A 20,915-nucleotide genomic window follows, 5' to 3' on the forward strand; every position below is an offset into this window, starting at 1 on the left:
AAGCGTCTGGAAACCGACCCTGGTTTCTTCGGCGGAACACGTTTGTCCAATCTCGGCGGGCACCTGAATCAATCATGGCCAGAATCGGAATTTTCTTCGGACTGGTCCTGTGTGGACTGACGGTGATGGCACTGAGCGTGACCACGGAAAAAAGCTTCACGCAGTTCGTTCCGATGATGTTTGGCATCCCGCTTTTGTTCTTGGGCGTTGTGGGGCTGAACCCGCATCGTCGAATGAGTGCCACGGTCGTCGCGTTGACGCTGGGATTGCTCGGTTTTGTTTGCGGCGCGGTTCGCTTCATCGTTTTGATGGTCGATCGTGCCGCGGGTGGAGTCATCAATCCGTTGTCGTTTCGTTTGGTCGTGGCGATGACAATCGTGTGTTTGATCTTTGCTTTGACCGCCATGGTTTGGGTTCGCAAACGTCGCGAACGATTGAGTCGTCGGATCAACCTCGATCGGTCAAAAGCGGAAGTGGTTTCGACCACCGACGACCAGAAACGTTTGGCGGTTCCCGAGACCCATGTTTCCGCGGCATCCGGTCCGGATCCCGTCTCACCCTCGACATCAACATCCGCGAATCCGTACCAGTCGCCTCGTGCGGTTGAGAATCCAACGGAGACGCGTTAGCCGGGATCCTTCATTGCGATCTCCTGAAAGCTTGCTTTCGCCCATCGATTCCCCACGTTCATTGATTTTATCCCCCACCTGAATCAGCTACATGAGTGCCACTTCGTCGGCCCAACCGGTCTTGATCTACGACACAACCTTGCGAGACGGCTCGCAGGGCGAAGGCGTGAGTTTTTCGTTGCAAGACAAATTGAACATTGCGATTCGGTTGGCTGAAATTGGCATCGAATTTATCGAAGGCGGGTACCCGCTGAGCAACGAGAAAGACGTTGCGTTCTTCGAGCAGATCCGCAAGCACGATCTGGGTAAGTCCAAGGTTTGCGCTTTTGGGATGACGCGTCGACGATCGATGAAGGCCGAAGACGACCCGGGCATGCAAGCCTTGGTGGCTGCGAAAACACCTTGTTGCACTTTGGTTGGCAAGACATGGGATTTCCACGTCACCGAAGTCTTGCGTGCGACGCTGGATGAAAACCTCGCCATGATCGGCGAGTCGGCTGAGTTTTTGGCCGGACACAGCGAGCTGATCTATGACGCGGAACACTTCTTCGATGGATACACCGCGAATCCGGAGTACGCGATCAAGACGTTGCAGGCCGCTGCGGCGTCAGGAGCGAAGTGGTTGGCACTTTGCGATACCAACGGTGGCACGCTACCGGAACGCGTTGGCGAAGTGACGCGGATCGCGAAAGAAGCGATGGCATCGTACGACGTTGAGATCGGCATCCATTGCCACAACGATTGCGAACTCGCCGTGGCAAACTCGTTGGCCGCCGTCGACGTCGGTGCGACTCAGGTGCAAGGCACGATCAATGGCATCGGAGAACGATGCGGCAACGTTGACTTGATCGCCGTGATCGCGAACCTCGCTCTCAAGAAAGAGAACACAACGGTGCTCGGCGGTCGATCGCTGCAGCAGCTGACCGAGTTGTCTCGGTTTGTTTACGAGACCGCCAACCTTCAGTGGCGCAACAATCAACCGTTCGTTGGTCAGAGTGCGTTCGCTCACAAAGGCGGCATGCACGTTCACGCGATCAACAAAGCGGCCAGCACTTACGAACACATCGATCCGACATTGGTTGGCAATGAGCGTCGTATCTTGGTCAGCGAGTTGTCCGGCCGCAGCAACATCGAAGCGATCGCGGGCAAGTACGACGTTGGCGACGACAAGGAGCTGCAAAACAAAATTTTGGCCGAGGTCGTGCGACTGGAGAATCAGGGTTACCAGTTTGAATCCGCGACGGCATCGTTTGATTTGTTGATCCGCCGCGTTTCGGGCAAGTTCCATCCTCACTTTGAAACGATCAAGTACCGGATCGTCGCTGGTGACCGCGACGTGAAATCACAGGTCGCCTTTGCCGAAGCGATCATCAAGTTGCAGGTCGGCGACACGCTGTGGTTCGATGCCGCGGAAGGTCACGGTCCGGTCAATGCACTGGATGCGGGATTGCGGAAAGCTTTGTCAGGAGCGTATCCCGTGCTCAGCGAAATTTCCTTGATCGATTACAAAGTTCGCGTGGTCGATTCCGGCAGCGGCACGGCGGCGTCGATCCGGGTCAACATCGAGAGCACCGACGGCAAAGAGACTTGGGGCACGATCGGTGTGAGTGACAACATCATCGAAGCCAGCTGGCAAGCTTTGGTCGATAGCGTTGAATACAAGTTGCATCGCAGCGAAGCTTGACTCGCCGAACCAATCCGACGACTGCTTAGTCATGATTCCAGCGGCGTAACCAGGACGTTCGCCGCCCATCCAAACCACCTCCGTTGACGTTTTGTTTTCATGTCCGAAATTCCAACTCGATTCGAACACGGCGAAGAAGCCGACAAAATTGCTCAGGCCTGGGCCGATGCCAAGTGTTCACACGCTGATCCTGAATCCAGCAAGCCTCCGTTTTCGGTGGTGATCCCGCCGCCCAACGTGACCGGTGCGTTGCACTTGGGGCACGGGCTGAATAACACGTTGCAAGACATTGTGGTTCGTCGCAAACGCATGCAGGGGTTTGAAACGCTGTGGATGCCGGGGACGGATCACGCCGGGATCGCGACGCAAGCGGTGGTGGAACGCCGATTGAAAGAACAAGAGAACAAAACGCGACACGACCTTGGTCGCGAAGCGTTGGTGGATCGCATCTGGCAATGGAAGGACCAATACGAAGAACGCATTCTCGGCCAACTCAAACGAATGGGCACCAGTTGCGATTGGGAACGCCTGCGATTCACGCTCGATCCCATTTGTGCGGCCGCGGTTCGCGCAACGTTCTTTGACTTGTTCGGCAAACGTCGAATCTACCGCGGCAAGCGTTTGGTGAACTGGGACACGTTTTTGCAGACCGCGGTCAGCGACGACGAAGTGTTCAACGAGACCAAGAAGGGGCACTTCTATCACTTCCGGTACCCAGTCATTGATCCAAAGGCGGGCGAGCCTGAGTTCGTGACCATCGCGACGACGCGTCCCGAGACGATGCTGGGTGACACGGCGGTGGCGGTGCATCCCGATCCTGCCGCGGCGCTCGACGCGGTCGAAGCCGGAATTCGCGAAAAGTTGAGCGACGCGAATGAGAAGGAAAAGGTGGACTTAGACAAACAACTCGAGGCGTTGCAGCAACGTCGCGAGGAGCGTTTGCCGGAGCTGATCAAATTGCGTGACATGGCCGCTGATGGTCGCAAGTTGATGCTGCCGTTGGTGGATCGCGAAATTGATTTGGTGGCGGATGAGTGGGCCAAGCCGGAAATGGGAAGCGGTTGCGTGAAGATCACTCCCGCGCATGATCCAAACGATTACGAGGTGGGGATTCGCCAAGACCTGCCGATGATCAACATCCTGAATTCGGATGGAACGCTGAACGGCGAAGGCGGCCAGTTCGCTGGCCTGACGATTCCAAAGGCTCGCAAGGCCGTGGTGGCCGCGTTGGAAGAATTGGGATTGATGGGCGACATCGAAGATCGCGAGATTGAGTTGCCTCACAGCGATCGCAGCAAGACCCCGATTGAGCCCTACTTGGCCGATCAATGGTTCGTGGCGATGGATGAACTGGCTCAATCCGCGATGGATGCGGTCAGCGATGAACGCGTTCAGATTTTTCCGTCTCGATATCGCAAGGGATACCTGGATTGGCTCAGCGAGAAACGCGATTGGCCAGTCAGTCGGCAATTGTGGTGGGGACACCGCATTCCGATTTGGTCGGTGGGCGGTTTGTCACAAACGCAAGCCAACGAGCTTTCCAGCGATTTGGAAAAACTGGCGGAACGGCATCCAGATCAAATCGCACAGCGGATCGATTCCGATGGAGTCGACGTGTCGGGCGAACCGACCAAAGCGGTTTTCGTTTGCATTCGCAGCGAAGACGAAACGGTGGAAGCCGATGTGGAAGCGTTGGGATTGCAACAAGACCCGGACGTGCTGGACACGTGGTTCAGTTCAGCGCTTTGGCCGCATAGCACGCTGGGTTGGCCAGCCCAAACACCGGAGCTGGCGAAGTTTTATCCCACGGCAACATTGATCACGTCTCGCGACATTTTGACGTTGTGGGTCGCTCGGATGGTGTTGATGGGCCTGAACAATGTGGGCGAGGTTCCGTTCAGCGAAGTGTTCATTCACCCGAAGATCTTGGATGGTCTCGGTGAGACGATGAGCAAATCCAAAGGCAACGGCGTGGACCCGATCGATGTGATCGACAAGTTTGGTCCCGATGCTTTGCGGTTCGGTCTGGCTCGTTTGGCAACCGAAACCCAAGATGTTCGGATGCCGGTCCAGTACGAGTGCCCATCGTGCGAGAAGTTGATCGATCAAACGAAGAAGAATCGAGCGCTGCCGTCGATGGATTGCCCCGCGTGCGGCAAATCTTTCTCGACCCAGTGGGCCGAAACGGACGCCGATAAAGCGTTGCCAAAGGCCGCGGTGGTGAGCGAGCGTTTTGAGACGGCTCGCAACTTCGTGAACAAACTTTGGAACGCGTCGCGTTTCGTGATGATGAACTTGGATGGCTTCGAACCGACTTCGCTCGACGTGGCTTCGTTGCCAATCGAGGACCGTTGGTTGCTTTCTCGCTTGTCGACGGTGACGCAAACCGTTGGCGATGCGATCGAACGCTACCAGTTCGGCGAGGCCGCTCGCGTGTTGTACGACTTCGCTTGGGACGAGTTCTGCAGTTTCTACGTTGAGATCGCAAAGCCTCGGCTGTCGGATGATTCCCAGCGCCAGATCGCTCAGAACGTGATCGCTCATGGTTTGGATCAGTTGCTTCGTTTGTTGCATCCGATCATGCCGTTCGTGACGGAATCGGTATGGAGCCACCTGGGCCAGATCGCTCCTAAACGCGGTGTGCCCGAACCGTTGGAAGTGGGACCGTTTGTGATGACGGCGAGCTTCCCGGTGGCTGATGAGTCACACCATGATTCGCAGATCGAACGTCAGTTCAGTGAGTTCCAGCAGATCGTGGCTGCGATTCGGCAGATCCGCGCCAGCCAAAACATCGCTCCGAAAGAAACGGTGCCCGCTGCGATTCGTTGCAGTGAATCCTCGCAAGAGTTGCTGCAACCGATGACGGCGTACTTCGAAGCGTTGGCAGGAGCCGAGGTGCAATCGCTCGGTCCGGACACGACCGCATTCGAAACCGATGCTCACTTGGCTTTGCCCGATGTGGACGTCGACGTGCACGTGGACTTGGAGAAATTCATTGACGTGGATGCCGAACTGGCGCGTCTGGAAAAACTTCAGGGGCAGCTGACGGGGCAAATCACGGGCAAACAGAACAAACTTTCGAATGAAAGCTTTGTCAGCCGGGCTCCGGCCGATATTGTGCAAAAGGAACGCGAATCGCTGGCAGGACTGCAAACGCAGCTGGAAGCGGTCGCCAAAGACATTTTGAAACTGCAATCGAAGAAGTAACACAGGTGCGATGGGACCGATCTTCGAACCATCCGTGGCGATCGGAGGCCGGCAACGCTCAGGCTCCTTCACCTCACCCAGTCAACCTACGGAATTTCCCTTGAAAGATATCTGGATCGGCTTTGATCTCGGCGGCACCAAAATGCTTGCTGTTGCATACGACCATGAATTCAAAGAGCTCGGACGTCGCCGCCGCAAGACTCGCGGTCGCGAAGGATCTGACAGTGGCATCGCGCGAATTGGTTCGACCATTCAGCGGCTGCTCGACGAGAATGACTTGGATGTCGACCGCATCGCGGGGATTGGGATTGGATGTCCCGGGCCAATCGATCTGAAGAAGGGTCGGATTCTGATGACTCCCAACTTGGGATGGGACGACGTCGACATCCAATCATTTTTGGAGAAGAAGTTTGATTGTCCAGCGACCGTTTTGAACGATGTCGATGCGGGCGTGTACGGTGAATTTTTGTTTGGGGCCGCCAAGGGCAGTCGTTGTGCGGTTGGTGTGTTCCCCGGGACCGGCATCGGTGGCGGCTGCGTGTACGAAGGTCAAATCCTTCACGGTGATGGCATCTCTTGCATGGAGATTGGTCACACACGGATCAGCAGCGGGACGCGTGCGAGTGGCAGCAGCATGTCCGGCACATTGGAAGCCGAAGCAAGCCGTTTGACGATCGCGTCCGAAGCTGCGAAAGCCGCGTTCCGAGGCGAGGCGCCGGCGTTGTTGGAAGACGCGGGCACGGATCTGGCCGAGATTCGCAGTGGAGCCCTCGCGGATTCGATCAAGAACGGCGACAAGGCGATCAAGGCGTTGGTCGAATCCGCCAGTGTCACGGTCGGTTACGGCGTGGCCAACGTGGTCAATCTGTTATGTCCCGACACCATTATTCTGGGCGGCGGTTTGGTCGAAGCGATGGAAGACTTGATCGTGAACACCGTTCGCAAGACGGCACGAGAAAACGTGATGCCGGTCTACAAGGATCGTTTTGAAGTCAAACCTGCCAAGCTAGGTGATGACGCGGGAGTGTTGGGTGCAGCGGCCTGGGCAAAGAAGACTTACCCGCAACCTGCCGAGTGAACGGTGGGTGAGAACCGGGCCTAACGGCCGTCGGCTAATTTGTCGGGCGGAGTTTTGGTGCTGGAATTGGCCGATTGGTGTTGGCGGTGGTTTCGAGGGTGTTGGGTGCGGTAGGAACCGGGACTAACGTCCAGCGGCTGATGTGTTGGTGCGGTGCTGGAATTAGCCGATCGGCGTTAGCCGCGGTTTTCGTGCAGGCGAACTGGAGATGCTGGGTAAGACGCCCCGTGACGGATTCGATTGCGGTAACATGGATTCTCCTAAATTGTTGGTCCTTCTATTTTCGTTCTTGCGGAAACGTTGACGCTGTCGGGATCGGGAATGACACGCGAGGCGAGCTATGCACGTCGAGCCACTCGCGTGCTTCATCACCTTCACGGTGTATGGAACTTTCTTGCAGGGTGACGCACGGTGGTGGCGGTGTCGAGAAAGTGGGACACGTCCGCCACAGCCGCTCCTTCAGCAATGGCACCGAAATCGGTTGAATCACGAGGTGGTACTGCTCGATCCTTTCCAGCGACAGGCAGTCGAAGTCGAAGCCAAGCGGCTGGCGGCGTTTCGTGATTGGAAACTGTGGTGCGTCAACGCACGATCCAACCATGTGCATGTTGTTGTGTCGGCGCAAGGAGCGAGCGGTGCCAAGATTCGCGATCAGATCAAAGCCAACTGCACCCGAGTCCTGCGTCAGAAGTGGTCTGTTTTTGTTGACCGTCCAGTCTGGACCGTGGGCGGTGATTGGAAGTGCATTCAGACGGAAGACGAATTGGAACAGGTTGTGGTTTACGTTCGCGAGGCTCAGGATCGAAAAGAGCGAGATGGCTGAGTGGTGGCGGAGGAGAGTGACGTTTTGCGGAAGAGGAATGGGGTGTTGGGTAGGGAGTGCTGTGAGAACCGGGCCTAACGGCCGTCGGCTAATTTGTTGGGGCGGGATGGAGTTGGCGGTGGTGGGTGCGCTGATAACCGGGACTAACGTCCGGCGGCTGATGTTTGGGGGATCAGGCGTCGTCGAGGGATGCGGCGAGGGGGAACAGCAGGCTGATCAGGGCTGTGAAGATCATGGTGATGCCGGAGGCGAGCATCGCGCCGGACATTCCGATGGCACCAGCTGTTTGACCCCAAACGAACGATCCGAGCGACATCGATCCGGCCATCATCGTCAGGTAGCAGCCCATGCCTCGGGCTCGCAAACGACGCGGCAACGTGATTTGGGCGGTGGCGTTGAGCGTCGTGAGTGTCGCCATCCAACCACAGCCCATCAGCAACGTTGCGGCCAACAAAATGGGCCACGCGGGTTCGGCGCTCAGCGCCAACATACCAATCGCGTAGAGCGTCATGGCGGCGGCGATCGTGCGATCGGAGCCCAGTCGAGATCGTACGCGAGGTAGCATCGACGCACCGAGGACGGCGCCGACTCCAATCATGGCGACCAGAATGCCAAATCCTTGTGCACCCCAGCCCAAGGCGGTTTTGGCGTACAGCGGCATCAGGGACCACAACGCACTGCCCGGCAAGACGAACAGGACCACGCCCAACATGACGTGACGCATCGTTCGTTTCCACACAACGTAGCGAATGCCCTGTCGCATCGAGGAAAAGAATGATCTGCCGCGACTGGTTTCAGTCGTGTTGCGTTTCCAACGGATCAGCACCGTCAACACGCCGGCAAACGAGATTGCGTTGATTGCGAATGTGCTCCAGATGCCCAGCAGTGCGATCAGGATGCCTCCGATGGCCGGGCCGACGGCGCGCGCGAGGTTGAAGCTGATACTGCCCAAACCCACGGCGCGACTGATTTGCCAACGTGGAACCAATTCGGGAATTGCGGATTGCCACGTCGGCACGTGAACGACCATGCCCAGTCCGATCACGAAGGTCATTGCGAGAAGACCCCACGCCGTGATGACTCCGGTGGCAGTGCTGACGGCCAGCATCGCGGTGACGATCAGCAGGATCGATTGCGTTCCGATCAGCAAATGGCGTTTGTCGATTCGGTCGGCGAGCACGCCAGCGGGAATGGCTAGAAAGACAATCGGCAATGCCATCGAGGTGCGAACGGCGGCGACCATTTCGGGTGTCGCGTCCAAGGTCGTCATCAGCCAACCGGCACCGACCTCGTGGATCCACGTTCCCAAATTGGACGCCAGGGATGCGATCCAAAACAGCCGAAACATCGGTTGTCGCAGCGGCTCCCAAGCGGATCGACCCTTCGTCGGCGATCGCTGTCCTGCGTCAACAACGACGGAGGCGTAGGGCGAAGCGATCGAGCGGGGCGAATTCGAGGACATGCAATATTTGGGAGGAGGAATGATGTGATAAAGAGCTGTCGAAGCGGTTCACCGTGACGTGGTGGTCGTGCCTCGACATCCCAGGATGATTGTTTCGCCGGTGGTAATCGCGACAAAACGCACAGACGGTCCCGCTTACGGGAACGAGGCCAGATCCGAAACGAAGGTTCGCCGCCGTGACACCCTCCATGGGGTAGCGTCCTTCAGAGGCGTTCTTCCCTGACCTGGCACCGGCCGATGATCGAGCTGACTCACTTACAAAAGCTTTATGACGATACGATCGCCGTCAAGGACGTGACGGTGTCGATCCCCGCTGGCGTGATCTGCGGTTTGGTAGGCCCCAATGGTGCGGGGAAAACCACGACCTTGCGTTGCATGGCGGGGTTGTTGCCCGCCACTGCTGGCGAGATTCGAATCAACGGATTTTCTCCCGATTCGGACCCGGTCCATCACAAAAGAACAATTGCGTACGTGCCCGATGATCCGCCACTGTTTGATGATCTGACGGTCGGCGAACACCTGGACTTTGTGGCGCGGTTGTACCAAATCGAGGATCACCGAAGAACTGCGATCGATCTGCTGGAGCGATTCGAATTGCTCGGCAAATACGACGCGATGGTGACGTCTCTTTCGCGAGGCATGCGGCAAAAGTTGGCGGTCGCATGCGCCTATTTGATACGTCCTCAAGTTCTGTTGTTGGATGAACCCTTGACGGGGCTGGACCCGCCAGGAATACGTGTTCTGTTGCAATCGGTTCGTGAATTTGTCCGGACCGGTCGAACGGCGATCATCAGCAGTCATTTGTTGGCCATGATCGGTGACGTGTGCGATCAGGTTTGGTTGCTGCAGAATGGATTGGTGCGATACCACGGCACCACGACCGGGTTGCGAAAGCATTATCCGGAAACGAATTCCCTAGAAGAAGCGTTCTTTGCCGCCATGAAGCCGGTCTCAACGACCGCAGCAGGTGGTGCGGACAAGACCCAAATCATGTCAGCCCCGCCCGTGTTCGAATCGCCGTCCGGCGGAGCACCGCTCGATCACGTGTCCGCGAATGTGGCTGCCACAACGTCTGTGACGAATGTCTCATGAACGCGCCGGGATTCACGACCGCTCGCGTTGGTAGAACGAATCGACTGATTGATTGGTTGATCCCCGACGACTCGCTCGATGGGCTGCGGTATTTATCGCGAGCCCAATTCCGTTTTCGCGTGATGCGTTTTTGGAAGCGAATGTTCTCGCCACGCCAGGCCATCGCGTCGATTCTTTTGATCGTCTTCATGGCGTTGTATCTGGTGGCCGGACTCACGCTGCTTTCACGCCGCGAAGCGAACGACCCTGAACAACTGCGTTTGTGGTTGTCTGGCGGGATGGTGTTGTACGCGCTGTATCACACCGTCAAACAGTTGTGGTCCAAGCCATCCCTGGAACCCGACGCAGTGACATGGACCGATGCCGATCGCCTTTGGTTGGGCGGCGGTCCCGTTTCGCGGCGCACGATGGTGCTGCGCGAAGCGATGTCATCCATTCCATCAGCACTCGCCAAGACCGCGTTACTCGGTGTCGTGCTTTGGCGAGATGCCGAGTTTCTGCCGTTGCTGTTGGCAGGTGTTTGCTTGGCACTGATCGCTTTGGAATTGATTCGCCGAGTGATCACGCACGGGATCGATGCCTTGCGTCCTGCAGAGCGGAGACTTGGATGCATGATCAGTTTGGTCGTCGGATCGGCGATGCTGGTACAGCTAGGCGTTCAAACTTGGCAAGCAACGCCGCCCGGAAGCGATCCGGTGATTTACGTTCTATCTGCCATGTCGGAGGTCGGCCACTACGCTGGATCCGCCGCGATTCAATTCATGGCTTTTGCGTTGTTGCCAGCCGCTTCGGTCGCCGCGGCCGAACCGTGGGCGGTCTTTGGATCGTTGCCAGTGTTCATGTCGCTCGGGTTGATGACATTGATCTCCGTCGCAGTCATTTTTGTGTTGGCGGAAACACTTGTCCGTGTTGATGCGTGGTCATCTCAACGTCGAATCCGAACGGAGAGAGATCGATTGCGACTCATCGAAAGCGAAGTTGCCATCGGAGGTTCCGCCTCGATCGGTTCGTTGTCGCAACCAATGCAAGTCACCAGGATCCAACGTTTTGGCGACTGGCTCGCGGGTTGGTTGCCCGAGCGACATCGAGGAATGTCGGGACTGGTCGTTCGGCAATTGCAGTGCGTTCGTCGCTACCTTCCGAACGTGATTGTCAGCTTCGCGATTCCGATGGTGTTGTCGCTTTCGCCGTTGTTGACGGATCAAACGACCAAGCAGTGGGTGTTTGTGATCGGAGGCATCGCATTGAGTTCGTTGCTACTGGCACCGCCCGCCCTGCAAATTGATTTTCGTCGTGATTTGAAGCGGATGTTTTTGGTGCGTTCGCTACCGTTGGGCAATGTCGCGATGTGCGTTGGGATGCTCAGCGTTCCGGTGGCGATCACGGTGATGTTCCAGTGGAGCACGCTGGCGCTTGGAGCATGGTTTGCTGGGCCATCGAAATGGCAAACCCTTTGGTTGTTCCTCGCACTCCCGTCGCTCGCTGTCGTGACGTTCGCCATCGAGAACGCATTGTTCTTGGCGTTCCCGCATCATGTGCACGCTCAAGGAATCGCGATGGTGATCCGGGCAAAGATCACTTTCCTTTGGAAAGGACTGATGCTGGCCGTCGCCCCGATTGGCTTGATCAGCTACGTGATGTTTTGCGAACGTGTATTGCCTACGATGTGGGTCGGCCCCGCGGCATTTGGAGGAACGTTGCTCGCAGTTTGGAGTGTCGCAGCGTTTGCCGGTTGGGTCTTGGTGCGATGCTGGAGAAGGTTCGATCCGTTGATCGATACACCGCCCGAGTGAGCCTGATTCCCCAACGCTAGTTCAGCGTTTCGCTGGTGAAGGAGAAGCCACCGAAGGGGACGATTCCGTAGACGCCTTCCGTAAAGACCTGTCGCACGAAGTCTCCAAACACGGTGATGGGGCGATCGGGAACAACGATCACATCGCCATCTCGCACCCAAATTTCGTCGGCGGGCGTGGGACGTTTGCCGCGAATGGCTCCGTTGAGGTCCAGCATCGTGCTGATCATTCGCCAATCTTCGGCGCGTCGGAACACGATGACCTGACGCAAGTTTCCGTCCGGCAAATGACCGCCCGAGGAAGCAATTGCACCGAGCACGGTGGTCGGCGAAGTGATCTCTTGGCGGCCCGGTTGGCCGACTTGTCCAAGCACGTAAACGAAGTGCGGTGCCTGCTGAGTCAGGATCGGTTCGACTTCTAGGCCGACCACGACTTCGGCGTATCGAAGGTTGACTTCGCGTTTGAGTTGTTCGAGCGTGAATCCTTGCACGCTGACTTGGCCGATGCCGGGCAGTCGTATGTGACCGTCGGGCATCACGGTGGTCGTGATAGCTTGTGCGGTGAAGCCACCCAGGCCTCCGACCGCGGCGCGGATGTCTTCCGCGAGCGTGTTGGTGCGAACCGGCGTGACGTCGATCGCCGGGTCGTCGTAGAAAGCTTTGTATTCTCGTTCCAGCAAATCCCGCAGTCCCGTCACGGTCAGTCCCGCCGCTTGGACTTGGCCGAGCAAGCGAACCGTGATCGTTCCATCGGGCTGGATCAGCAAACCGCTTTCGAGTGATCCACGATCGAGATCTTCGTCCGCGATGGATTCGATCGAGACCTGATCGCCGGGCATCAAACGGTACTGACCCGCCTCTTGTCGGCGAGTGACCAAGTAGACCATTTGCAGTTGGTCGCCCGGACGAACATGGTATTTCGCCAGGTGACGCAAACGAGCGGGGCCGGTGTAGCCGCCCGGCCCGTACTTGTCGAAGTCCATCGGCTTCATGTCCTGCCAACGCGCTTCGCTGCCGCAGGCGGTTGCGCAATCCACTCCCAGCATGCACTTAGGACAACCGTAGCCTTCCGCCGTCAGGACCATGTGGGTGCCACACGAACCGCATGGTCCACTTGCACTTCGCGAGCCCGGCTCGTTCCAGACGGGAACGCGTTGCGAATTGGCTGCAGGCAACAACTCGCCCGAGCGTCCTTGCGCGTTGACGGCTGAGACATTCAACAGCGAAAGCAACGACGCCAAGAGGACAACGACGCAGATGTTGGTTGATTGCGGGGACTGCGATGAAGGATTGAGAGTCAATCTCATGGTCTTACCACCACTTTTTGAGTTGAGGCAAGAAACGTGAACTGTTTCGCGTCGGCGGTTGTTGAGGCTCAGTGGCTTCGTTCGCGTTCGATCCGGAGATCGGATGGGATTGCCCCAGGGCCGCGGTTGCGGGCGGTGTGTTCATCAAGCGGTAACTGGCAGGTTGAGCTTCGACCGGATTCGTCGTCGATACGTTTCTCGCTGGCACCGAGCCGTTGGAACCTTGCGAGTTGCTGCTTTGTGCAGGAATGACACTGCGAGACACGGATGCGAATTGCTCGGGTGTCATGGTGACCACGTCAGGTGTTCGTCGAGTCTGGGCTTGGGACTGGATCGGTGCACCTTTGAGCACCGTGCTGGCGGTGGGCGACAACGATTCCAGTTGATTCAGTTTTTGCAGCACTTGAACGTCGTACCGCAGAGTCAGCGAATGCTGCAGTGCCCAGGTGGCTTCTTCGACCAAGCCGACATCGGCCAAATGGAACCCGAGTTTGGCCACCAAATCTGGGTTGCTGCTTTGACCCTGCACAGCGGCTCGTCGCAAGCAGATCGCCGAGGGTCCGGGCAACTGAGTCGCTTCGCCGCGGCCGAGTCGGATGGCTGCCAGCAGATCCATGGCTTGAGCCGCCAGCAAACTTTGAGCGGCGACTTCGCTCAATTCCATTCGAGCCAAATCGAGATAGCGATCGATGGCTTCCGTGGCATTGGGAATCGTTTGTTCGACGCTGTCGGTGCTTTCCACCAACATCTCCGTGTACCAACCCAGTTGATCCTTGGGAGCCGAACGATAGTCGGGATGCGTGGAATCAGACGCCGTTCGGCCACGACGTGGCAAGCCTTGTCGCACGACGGGAGTGCGATGCGAGCGAGCGAGTCGGGCGATCGACTCGGGGTCGTCGGTGGCGTAGGGGCCGACGAAGTCGCGGGCTTCGTTCAATGCGTTGCGACCGGTTTGCAAACGCTGAACGGCGGACTGCGAAGGATCTGCGTTGACGGTTTGTCCCGTTTCAATCGCGGAACGAGATCGTGTGTGCTGTTCGTGCAAATCGATCGCTTCGGCGGCCAAGTGCAGCGTCTGCCAAGCGGAGGTTTCCGCGGATGCGTAGGCGGCGGAACTGTATTCCAGCTCGGCTTGTTGGAAGTGCGTCCAAGCTTGGTCGAGTTTTGATTTGGCCGTTTGAGTCGCCAAGTACATTCCCGATGCTGCGGCGGGTGGCGTCACGGGCGACTTGGCTCGTTCTTTGGCACGTTGCTGCGCGATCACTTCGGCGAAGCGTTGAGCCGCGGATGGCTGAGTCGCCGATTGCGATCTAGAGTTTGCAGTTGCCGATTGGGACGACGGTTCGGCGGCGGGCAAACGCTGCGGCCTTGCGGTGCGAACGGCGGGAATTGCTTCGTTTGCAGGAGTTGGGCGAGCCACGCCGCGTTCCTGAACGACGGGACGCATCGCGATGCGAGGTGCCTCGGTTGGTTGAGATGGCACTTCGGCGGCGATGGTTGGCACCGCACGATCGGCAATGGGGTGAAACGTTTCGAAGCTGTTCTGATTGGGCCCGACCGGAGTTTGGCCGGAGAATCCTGCGGGGGCCGCTTGAGGTGGCGCAGAGGGCGGCGTCCACAATTCGGCTGGAACATCGGCAGTCGGCTGTTTGACGAGCGTCGAGTCTGTTTGTGGCAGCATCAGACGCGCGGTGGCGACACCGGAGGCTGCGTTGGCTTCCGTTTGGGTTGAGTTCGGTGAGCCCGTGACGAATTGATTGGTCCGTGTGGTTTGGCCGAATGCGGGGTCGGCGAGCAGCGTCAGCGGCGCCAATCCGAAGATCGCGAGCAGCCTCAATCGCCGTTTACGCTTACCGCGTGCACGGCAAGAGACTGGGGCGACGGGATGGCGGTGAGGACGCAACATAGGACTCGATCAACAGCGGGATGATGTTCGACACATTGGTCATCGGGTTCTTTCATGGTCCGATTGTGTTGATTTTGCCTTCCGAGCGAGTCCCAACAGTTGCAGCGGTGGGACAAGCGGCAAAACCGTTACAAGTTCACGAAAGCGCAGGATTTCAAATGCCCGGGGGGGTTTCATGGCCTAGGGTTTCACAGATGGTTCTGCCCCTAGTTCTCCAACTTTCTTCGAATACACATGACGCGTGACGTGAACGGCCAAAACCGAGCAAGTGATCGTTTCTATGCGAAGCACCGTGATCGTTTGCAGGCTGTGGTGGTGATTCTTCGAGACGACATCGTGAAGGAATACGAGTGTCAGCTTGCAGATCTCAGTCAAGGCGGTTGCGCGATCCGGGCCAAGTTGGGCGAAGATTCCAACGTGACCATTGCCGTGCTTCGCATTCATGCTCCGACACTGGGCATTGAGTTGGAAGTTGCCGGACGGCTTTGTTGGAACCAACAGACATCGGTGGGATCCAACACCTTTGGGTTCCGTTTCCGTCGAGCCATCGATCTGAATCTGATTGATCAAATGGTCGAAGAAGGCCTGATCACTCGCCGCGAAGAAGAGCGAATGCAAGTCGGGATGCCCGTGAAAGTCCGTCGGGCTCACGGGAAAGATGAAGTCAACGATGTCGTGCTGGAAGACTGCTCGGCATCTGGTATGCGGATCACATTGCTCGGGCAAGTCGAACCGTCCGAGCGTCTGTTGATCAGCACTCCATCAGGCGTCAGTGGCACCGTGACGGTGATTTGGCTACGTCGCACCGAGGACGACCGCTGTGAATGCGGTTGCGTGTTCCAAAACCTTCGCTCGGCTCGAGCAATCAACGATGAGCTGAGTCAAATCCTAGTCTGAGCCAGATGTCGATTGGTGCACTGAAAGGCAGCACCGCCCGCGATCGACGCGAAACGTCGGCGATGTTTGCCATCGCTTGAACACCCGCGTTTTGCAACGGTGCAAGCCAATCAACGCTTTGAGCGATTGGCCATTTGCTGAGCGTACTCTTGGATCGTGACCCGTCCGTCGCCGTTGAAATCTGCGCCGGCGGGACTGAGCAACATCGACTTCCATTCGGTCGCCGTCAGTGCTCCATCTTTGTTGTCGTCGTATCGACCGATGATCGTTGCGGCGTACTTCAGTTCCTTTTCAGTGGGCGGCGGTCCGCCCGCGGCGGGTGAACCGCTGGAACGGCCGGCACTCGAACCTGAACTCTTCGAGGCAGCAGTGGACGACGAACCAGGTGCCGATCGACCCGAGGGAGCGTCGGTGGCGACGGCACCGTCGTTCACGCCTTGGCGAACTTCCGTTTGCGTGATCACACCGTCTTGGTTTTGATCCCAACGGTAGTATTCTTCGATTCGATCCGGGGTCCAATCGCTCGTGTACTCGTTCATCGAAACTTGACCGTCTCGGTTGAGGTCACGTTGGGCGTAGAAACTGGGCATTCCTTCGGCCATCCCAGGGCCTTCTACGCGATAGGATTTGCGTCCGCCGAAATCGACTTCAACCGGTTCACGCTCGTCTTCATCGCGTCGGCGATCATCACGACGTTCCTCGCGTCGATCTTCTTCATTGCCGCGGCGGACCGCTTGTCGAGTCGCCAGCTCCATCTCGGACAGCTTGCCATCGGCGTTGCGATCGAAGTCCATTGGGTTGCCCCAGAACCTGCTGGAGAGCTCGTCTTTTCCGAGTTGGCCGTCTTTGTTGCGATCGTAACGCACCAAAGTTTCACGAGCGGATTTGCGATCCTCCTCGGTCGTGGGCGTTGTCATCATCTCAGCCGCGGGGCCGAAACCGGGAACCAACACAGGTTCGACTTCCAAGCCAAAACCCGGGACGAGCATTTCGAGTTCCATGTCGTCGGTGTCGCGGCTGCTTCGCCGGCGATCGTCGTCCCGAGATTCACCGCCCTCGCGATCTTTCCGCATCTTGTCAAAAGCGCTGCTGAATTTGGACAAGGGGATAGGCGAACCAACTTTGATGCTGGAGTCGGATGACGCGAGCCGTTGGATCAGGAATCCAGCGGGACCTTCTTGTTCATCGGGATCCAGGGTGCCGTTTCCGTTGCGGTCCAAACGGGTCAGCATGCTGCTGGGATCAAATCCGCCACCGGGACCACCTCGGCCCCCGCGATCTCCACCACCCCGGTCGCCTCCACGGCCACCGCGATCACCACCACCGCCTCCACCGCGATCACCACCACCGCCGCCGCGATCGCCTCCACGGCCACCTCGGTCGCCTCCGCCCCCGGGACCACCGCCAAATCCGCCACCGCCGAATCCGCCACCGCCGAATCCGCCTCGGCCGGGCGGTTGCGCCAGTGCCGGCAGCGACATCAAAATGGCGAGGGCGGGGATGAGCAGCAATCGGATTGAAAGTGGGCTCGTGAGCATGGCAAAGTCAGCGTGTCGAGACGAAGCGTGAAAAGAGTGGCTTGAGACGCCAGAATCCAACTTCGCGGATGCAAAATCGAATCGGGGTCCAGCCTACATTGTTTCAACACTTTGGCTGCTGAAAAGTTTCGATTCCCGCGTGTTGGCCCCGCCCCACCCGTCGTTTTCGCGTGAGGGACTCATTTTTCGGTCGAAATGACCGATTGATCGGGCCAGAGCCGGGGATCTCAAATCGAGATTCCCGTAGCCAAAATCCGACTTTCGGCGAAATGCCAAATTCTTCTAAAGTCGCGACTCGGAACGGTCGAGCGTGGTGCTCGGTCGGACCTGGGTGTTCTCCATCTTCCCGTGGCTTTGGCTGTGTTTGCCCGACTGAATTGTCCTCGAGTGAACGAATGCGACCGTCCGGTGCGTGGATGGGCCGTCATGGTCCGATGTGTCCTCGCGAGCGTTTGCGTTTTGGCCTGGGTGACAGGCGGTGCTTCCGAGGCTTCTGCTCAGCAAGCGGAACCCAGCATCGTCCGGCCCAACGATCCGCTGCCCAGCAAAGCGACCGTTTCCAATCCCGAAGTGCTCGATCGGACGCCGGTCGAAGCTTTTGGTGGACCCGAAAATCTCGAAGCACCCGAACCGACCGACCGCAAACCGCTCGACTTCATCGCGGGTGGACCGGATGAGTGGACCAGCCCCGAGGGTTTGGCTGGCAGTCTGCAAGTCATGCTGCTGCTCACCGTGTTGTCGCTGGCGCCGGCAATCTTGTTGATGACGACGTGTTATGTCCGCATCATCATCGTGCTCGGGCTGTTGCGACAAGCCATCGGGCTGCAGTCCCTGCCGCCCAGCCAAGTGATGACCAGTGTCGCGTTGTTCATGACATTGTTTGTGATGACGCCCGTTTGGACTCGCGTCTACGACGACGCGGTCAAACCTTACACCGATCCCGAAGTCGAAATGACTTTGGAAGAGGCGTTTGAGAAAGGCGCCATTCCAATTCGCGAATTCATGGCGTGGCAAATTCGAGAAGCACGCAATGAAGACGACGTGGTTCTGTTCTACGGCTACATGGACCCGGACGCGATTGTGCCCAGCACCTTCGATGACGTGCCACTGCGAGTCCTCTTGCCCGCATTCATCCTGAGCGAACTGAAGACTTCGTTCCTGATGGGTTTTCAAATTTACCTGCCGTTTTTGATTGTCGACTTGGTCGTTGCCAGTGTCACGATTTCGATGGGGATGCTGATGTTGCCTCCCGCCGTGATCGCATTGCCATTCAAACTGTTGCTGTTTGTGCTGGTGGATGGATGGCGATTGGTGGTGGAAATGTTGATGAACAGTTTCGGAACGATGGGATAGCGCGCCGTGTTTGAATCCTCTGACGCAATCGATTTGGTTCGCGAAGCCTTGTTGGCCGCCGTTGTTTTGGCGCTGCCTATGTTGGCGGTTGGCATGCTCGCTGGTTTGGTGATCGGGCTGATCCAGGCGCTGACACAAATCCAGGATCAAACGGTTTCGTTTGTTCCCAAAATTTTGGCGATGGCGGCGGTTCTGATCGCCTGTTTGCCGTGGCTCATGTCTCGGATGGTCGAGTTCACCCGACATGTGTTCGAAGACGCGGGCGGTTTGTAGCGATGCAAGCCTTCGTTGATTGGATCTTTGACCACTTGGTCCTCGGCACGCTTGTGCTGACTCGTTTGGGCATGTTGCTGATGGCAATGCCAGCGATCGGCGTGGGCGTTCCCAAACGAATTCGCGCGTTGCTGGCGTTGGTTCTGACGGCCATCTTGATGCCGACGTTGGCCGCCCAGTGCGACCATCCGTCGATGCCAACGATCGAGAACTTGCCTGCCCTGGCCGTTGCGATCGGAAGGGAAGCATTGATCGGAATGCTGATCGGTGCGACGACTCAAATGGTGATCACAGGATTGCAATTGGCTGGCGAGGCGATCACCAGCACCGGCGGGATGCAACTTGGTGACTCCATCGATCCAACGACATCCAGCAGCATGCCGGCTCTGGCGCGAATGGTCGGCATGTTGGTCACGACGGTGATGTTGATCACGGGAGCCCACCGGTTGGTGCTGCGCCTATTGGTCGAAAGCTTTCAACACATTCCGCCTGGCAATGTTCAGTTCACCGATTCGATGATGGACGCTGTGATTGTCGTGATGGGCAATTCCATGGCCAGTGGTGTTCGCGTCGCCGGGCCTGTGATCGCGGCGTTGTTGCTGGCAAACTTGGTGACCGGTTTGATCAGCCGCACGCTGCCACAAATCAACGTGTTGGCGATTGGATTGTCGATCAATGCGTTGGCGATGTTGGTCGTCACGGCACTCACGATCGGTTCGGTCGCCTGGATGTTCCAAGAAGACTTGACGGCCAACGTCGAGCGTTTGTCCTCCATATGGACAACGCCTGATGTCTGATTCCGGTGGAGATAAGAAACACTCAGCGTCAGAACGCAAACGCAGGCAGGCTCGCGAAAAAGGCCAGATCGCGAAAAGCCAGGACCTGACGTCGGCGACTCTGCTGCTGGCCGCGATCGGAGCTCTGTACGCGATCGGTGGAAACATGGCGGCCTATTTGTCGGGAGGCATCGAACAAGCCCTCGGCGAGACGAGGTTGGCTCCCATGAACAACCAAGACGCGACGCAGTACATGTTGCAGATCTCGCAACGGCTGGCGATGGCGGCGGTTCCGATGATGATCCTGATGTTCATCGGCGGCGTGTTGATCAATGTCTTTCAATCGGGACTGTTGTTGTCGACTGAAAAGTTGATGCCAAAGCTGAGCAACATCAGCCCCATGTCCGGGGCCAAACGGATTTTGTCGCTGCAGGGCGTCATGCGTTTGGTGTTTGGGATGTTCAAAGTCGGCATCATCGGCGGGATCGCCTACTTGGCGTTGCGAGCACATCATGGCGACGTGATCTCGATGGCGTCTTTGTCGGTGCCGCAACTGGCCAAGTCGATGTTCGACACGTTGTTTGGCGTCTCGTTGTGGATCGGCGTTGGCTTGTTCGTGTTGGCATTGCTTGAGTACGTCTATCAGTGGTGGAAGACAGAACAAGATTTGATGATGACGGACCAAGAGGTTCGCGATGAGATGAAGGACACCGAAGCTGACCCGCAAGTCGCGGCGCGTCGTCGACAGGTGGCTCGTCAATTGGCGATGGGACAGCTCGGAACCGAAGTGCCCAAGGCTGACGTGGTGGCCAGCAACCCGACCGAACTCGCCATTGCGATCAAGTACGATCCGCTGACGATGCCGGCTCCCATTGTGGTCGCCAAAGGCGCGGGCATGATCGCACAGCGGATTCGTCGTTTGGCATTGGAGAACGGAATCCCGGTTGTGGAACGCAAGGAACTGGCTCAGGCTCTTTACAAGTTGGTCGACGTGGGCCAAGAAGTCCCGGCGGAGCAGTATCAGGCGGTGGCGGAGATCTTGCGTTACGTCTATCAAATGCAAGGCAAGAAAGTTCCCCAAGCAACAGCAGCCTGATC

General features: G+C 57.6%; 16 protein-coding genes. 12 read left to right on the top strand and 4 right to left on the bottom strand.

Annotated elements, in window-relative coordinates; translation table 11 throughout:
• The first annotated feature begins 74 nt into the window (after positions 1–74).
• The 5 genes from CEE69_RS02865 to CEE69_RS02885 all read left to right on the top strand — a co-directional run bounded on the left by CEE69_RS02865 (position 75) and on the right by CEE69_RS02885 (position 7,421).
• The gene (locus CEE69_RS02865; protein WP_099259266.1) at positions 75–629 is read left to right on the top strand and encodes a hypothetical protein; all 555 of its coding nucleotides are present in this window, start codon (positions 75–77) and stop codon (positions 627–629) included.
• 91 nt (positions 630–720) lie between these two features.
• Positions 721–2,313, top strand: coding sequence for a citramalate synthase (gene cimA, locus CEE69_RS02870; RefSeq protein ID WP_099259267.1), 1,593 nt, complete (start codon positions 721–723; stop codon positions 2,311–2,313).
• Positions 2,314–2,412: 99 nt separating this feature from the next.
• Entirely contained in the window at positions 2,413–5,520 is a 3,108-nt protein-coding gene (locus CEE69_RS02875) for a valine--tRNA ligase (RefSeq protein WP_099259268.1), read from the top strand.
• A gap of 100 nt (positions 5,521–5,620) precedes the next feature.
• The gene (locus CEE69_RS02880) at positions 5,621–6,598 is read left to right on the top strand and encodes an ROK family protein (protein ID WP_099259667.1); all 978 of its coding nucleotides are present in this window, start codon (positions 5,621–5,623) and stop codon (positions 6,596–6,598) included.
• 481 nt (positions 6,599–7,079) lie between these two features.
• Positions 7,080–7,421 carry a hypothetical protein gene (locus CEE69_RS02885; protein WP_233214555.1) on the top strand — a complete coding sequence of 114 codons (342 nt, stop codon included), beginning with the start codon at positions 7,080–7,082 and terminating at the stop codon, positions 7,419–7,421.
• 172 nt (positions 7,422–7,593) lie between these two features.
• On the opposite strand, the gene CEE69_RS02890 is transcribed toward CEE69_RS02885, so the two are convergent.
• Positions 7,594–8,883 carry an MFS transporter gene (locus CEE69_RS02890; protein WP_099259270.1) on the bottom strand — a complete coding sequence of 430 codons (1,290 nt, stop codon included), beginning with the start codon at positions 8,881–8,883 and terminating at the stop codon, positions 7,594–7,596.
• Between the two features lie 237 nt (positions 8,884–9,120).
• Here CEE69_RS02890 and CEE69_RS02900 point away from each other — a divergent pair, with 237 nt between their 5' ends.
• Together CEE69_RS02900 and CEE69_RS02905 are read left to right on the top strand one after the other, a co-directional pair.
• Positions 9,121–9,975 carry an ABC transporter ATP-binding protein gene (locus CEE69_RS02900; RefSeq protein ID WP_099259272.1) on the top strand — a complete coding sequence of 285 codons (855 nt, stop codon included), beginning with the start codon at positions 9,121–9,123 and terminating at the stop codon, positions 9,973–9,975.
• A complete protein-coding gene (locus CEE69_RS02905) occupies positions 9,972–11,768 on the top strand; it encodes a hypothetical protein (protein ID WP_099259273.1) in 1,797 nt (598 codons plus the stop codon). The genes CEE69_RS02900 and CEE69_RS02905 overlap by 4 nt, the downstream gene beginning before the upstream one ends.
• 16 nt (positions 11,769–11,784) lie before the next feature.
• Here the strand turns inward: CEE69_RS02905 and CEE69_RS02910 are convergent, their stop codons facing one another.
• On the bottom strand, positions 11,785–13,074 hold the full coding sequence (locus CEE69_RS02910) for a polysaccharide biosynthesis/export family protein (protein WP_233214556.1): 1,290 nt from the start codon (positions 13,072–13,074) through the stop codon (positions 11,785–11,787).
• Between the two features lie 4 nt (positions 13,075–13,078).
• Positions 13,079–14,980 carry a hypothetical protein gene (locus tag CEE69_RS02915; RefSeq protein WP_233214557.1) on the bottom strand — a complete coding sequence of 634 codons (1,902 nt, stop codon included), beginning with the start codon at positions 14,978–14,980 and terminating at the stop codon, positions 13,079–13,081.
• A 234-nt stretch (positions 14,981–15,214) separates the two neighbouring features.
• Between CEE69_RS02915 and CEE69_RS02925 the strand changes: the two genes are divergently transcribed.
• On the top strand, positions 15,215–15,877 hold the full coding sequence (locus CEE69_RS02925) for a PilZ domain-containing protein (protein WP_099259274.1): 663 nt from the start codon (positions 15,215–15,217) through the stop codon (positions 15,875–15,877).
• A gap of 110 nt (positions 15,878–15,987) precedes the next feature.
• Here CEE69_RS02925 and CEE69_RS02930 read toward each other — a convergent pair whose 3' ends face one another.
• On the bottom strand, positions 15,988–17,415 hold the full coding sequence (locus CEE69_RS02930) for an EF-hand domain-containing protein (protein WP_099259670.1): 1,428 nt from the start codon (positions 17,413–17,415) through the stop codon (positions 15,988–15,990).
• Between the two features lie 327 nt (positions 17,416–17,742).
• Here CEE69_RS02930 and fliP point away from each other — a divergent pair, with 327 nt between their 5' ends.
• The 4 genes from fliP to CEE69_RS02950 are packed head-to-tail and all read left to right on the top strand — an operon-like array spanning position 17,743 to position 20,913.
• The gene (gene fliP / locus CEE69_RS02935; RefSeq protein ID WP_233214854.1) at positions 17,743–18,768 is read left to right on the top strand and encodes a flagellar type III secretion system pore protein FliP; all 1,026 of its coding nucleotides are present in this window, start codon (positions 17,743–17,745) and stop codon (positions 18,766–18,768) included.
• 6 nt (positions 18,769–18,774) lie between these two features.
• Entirely contained in the window at positions 18,775–19,041 is a 267-nt protein-coding gene (gene fliQ / locus CEE69_RS02940) for a flagellar biosynthesis protein FliQ (RefSeq protein WP_099259276.1), read from the top strand.
• A 2-nt stretch (positions 19,042–19,043) separates the two neighbouring features.
• Entirely contained in the window at positions 19,044–19,838 is a 795-nt protein-coding gene (locus tag CEE69_RS02945; RefSeq protein ID WP_099259277.1) for a flagellar biosynthetic protein FliR, read from the top strand.
• Entirely contained in the window at positions 19,831–20,913 is a 1,083-nt protein-coding gene (locus CEE69_RS02950) for an EscU/YscU/HrcU family type III secretion system export apparatus switch protein (protein WP_099259278.1), read from the top strand. The genes CEE69_RS02945 and CEE69_RS02950 overlap by 8 nt, the downstream gene beginning before the upstream one ends.
• Positions 20,914–20,915: the final 2 nt, after the last annotated feature.

The organism is Rhodopirellula bahusiensis (assembly GCF_002727185.1).
GTDB classification, from domain to species: Bacteria; Planctomycetota; Planctomycetia; order Pirellulales; family Pirellulaceae; genus Rhodopirellula; species Rhodopirellula bahusiensis.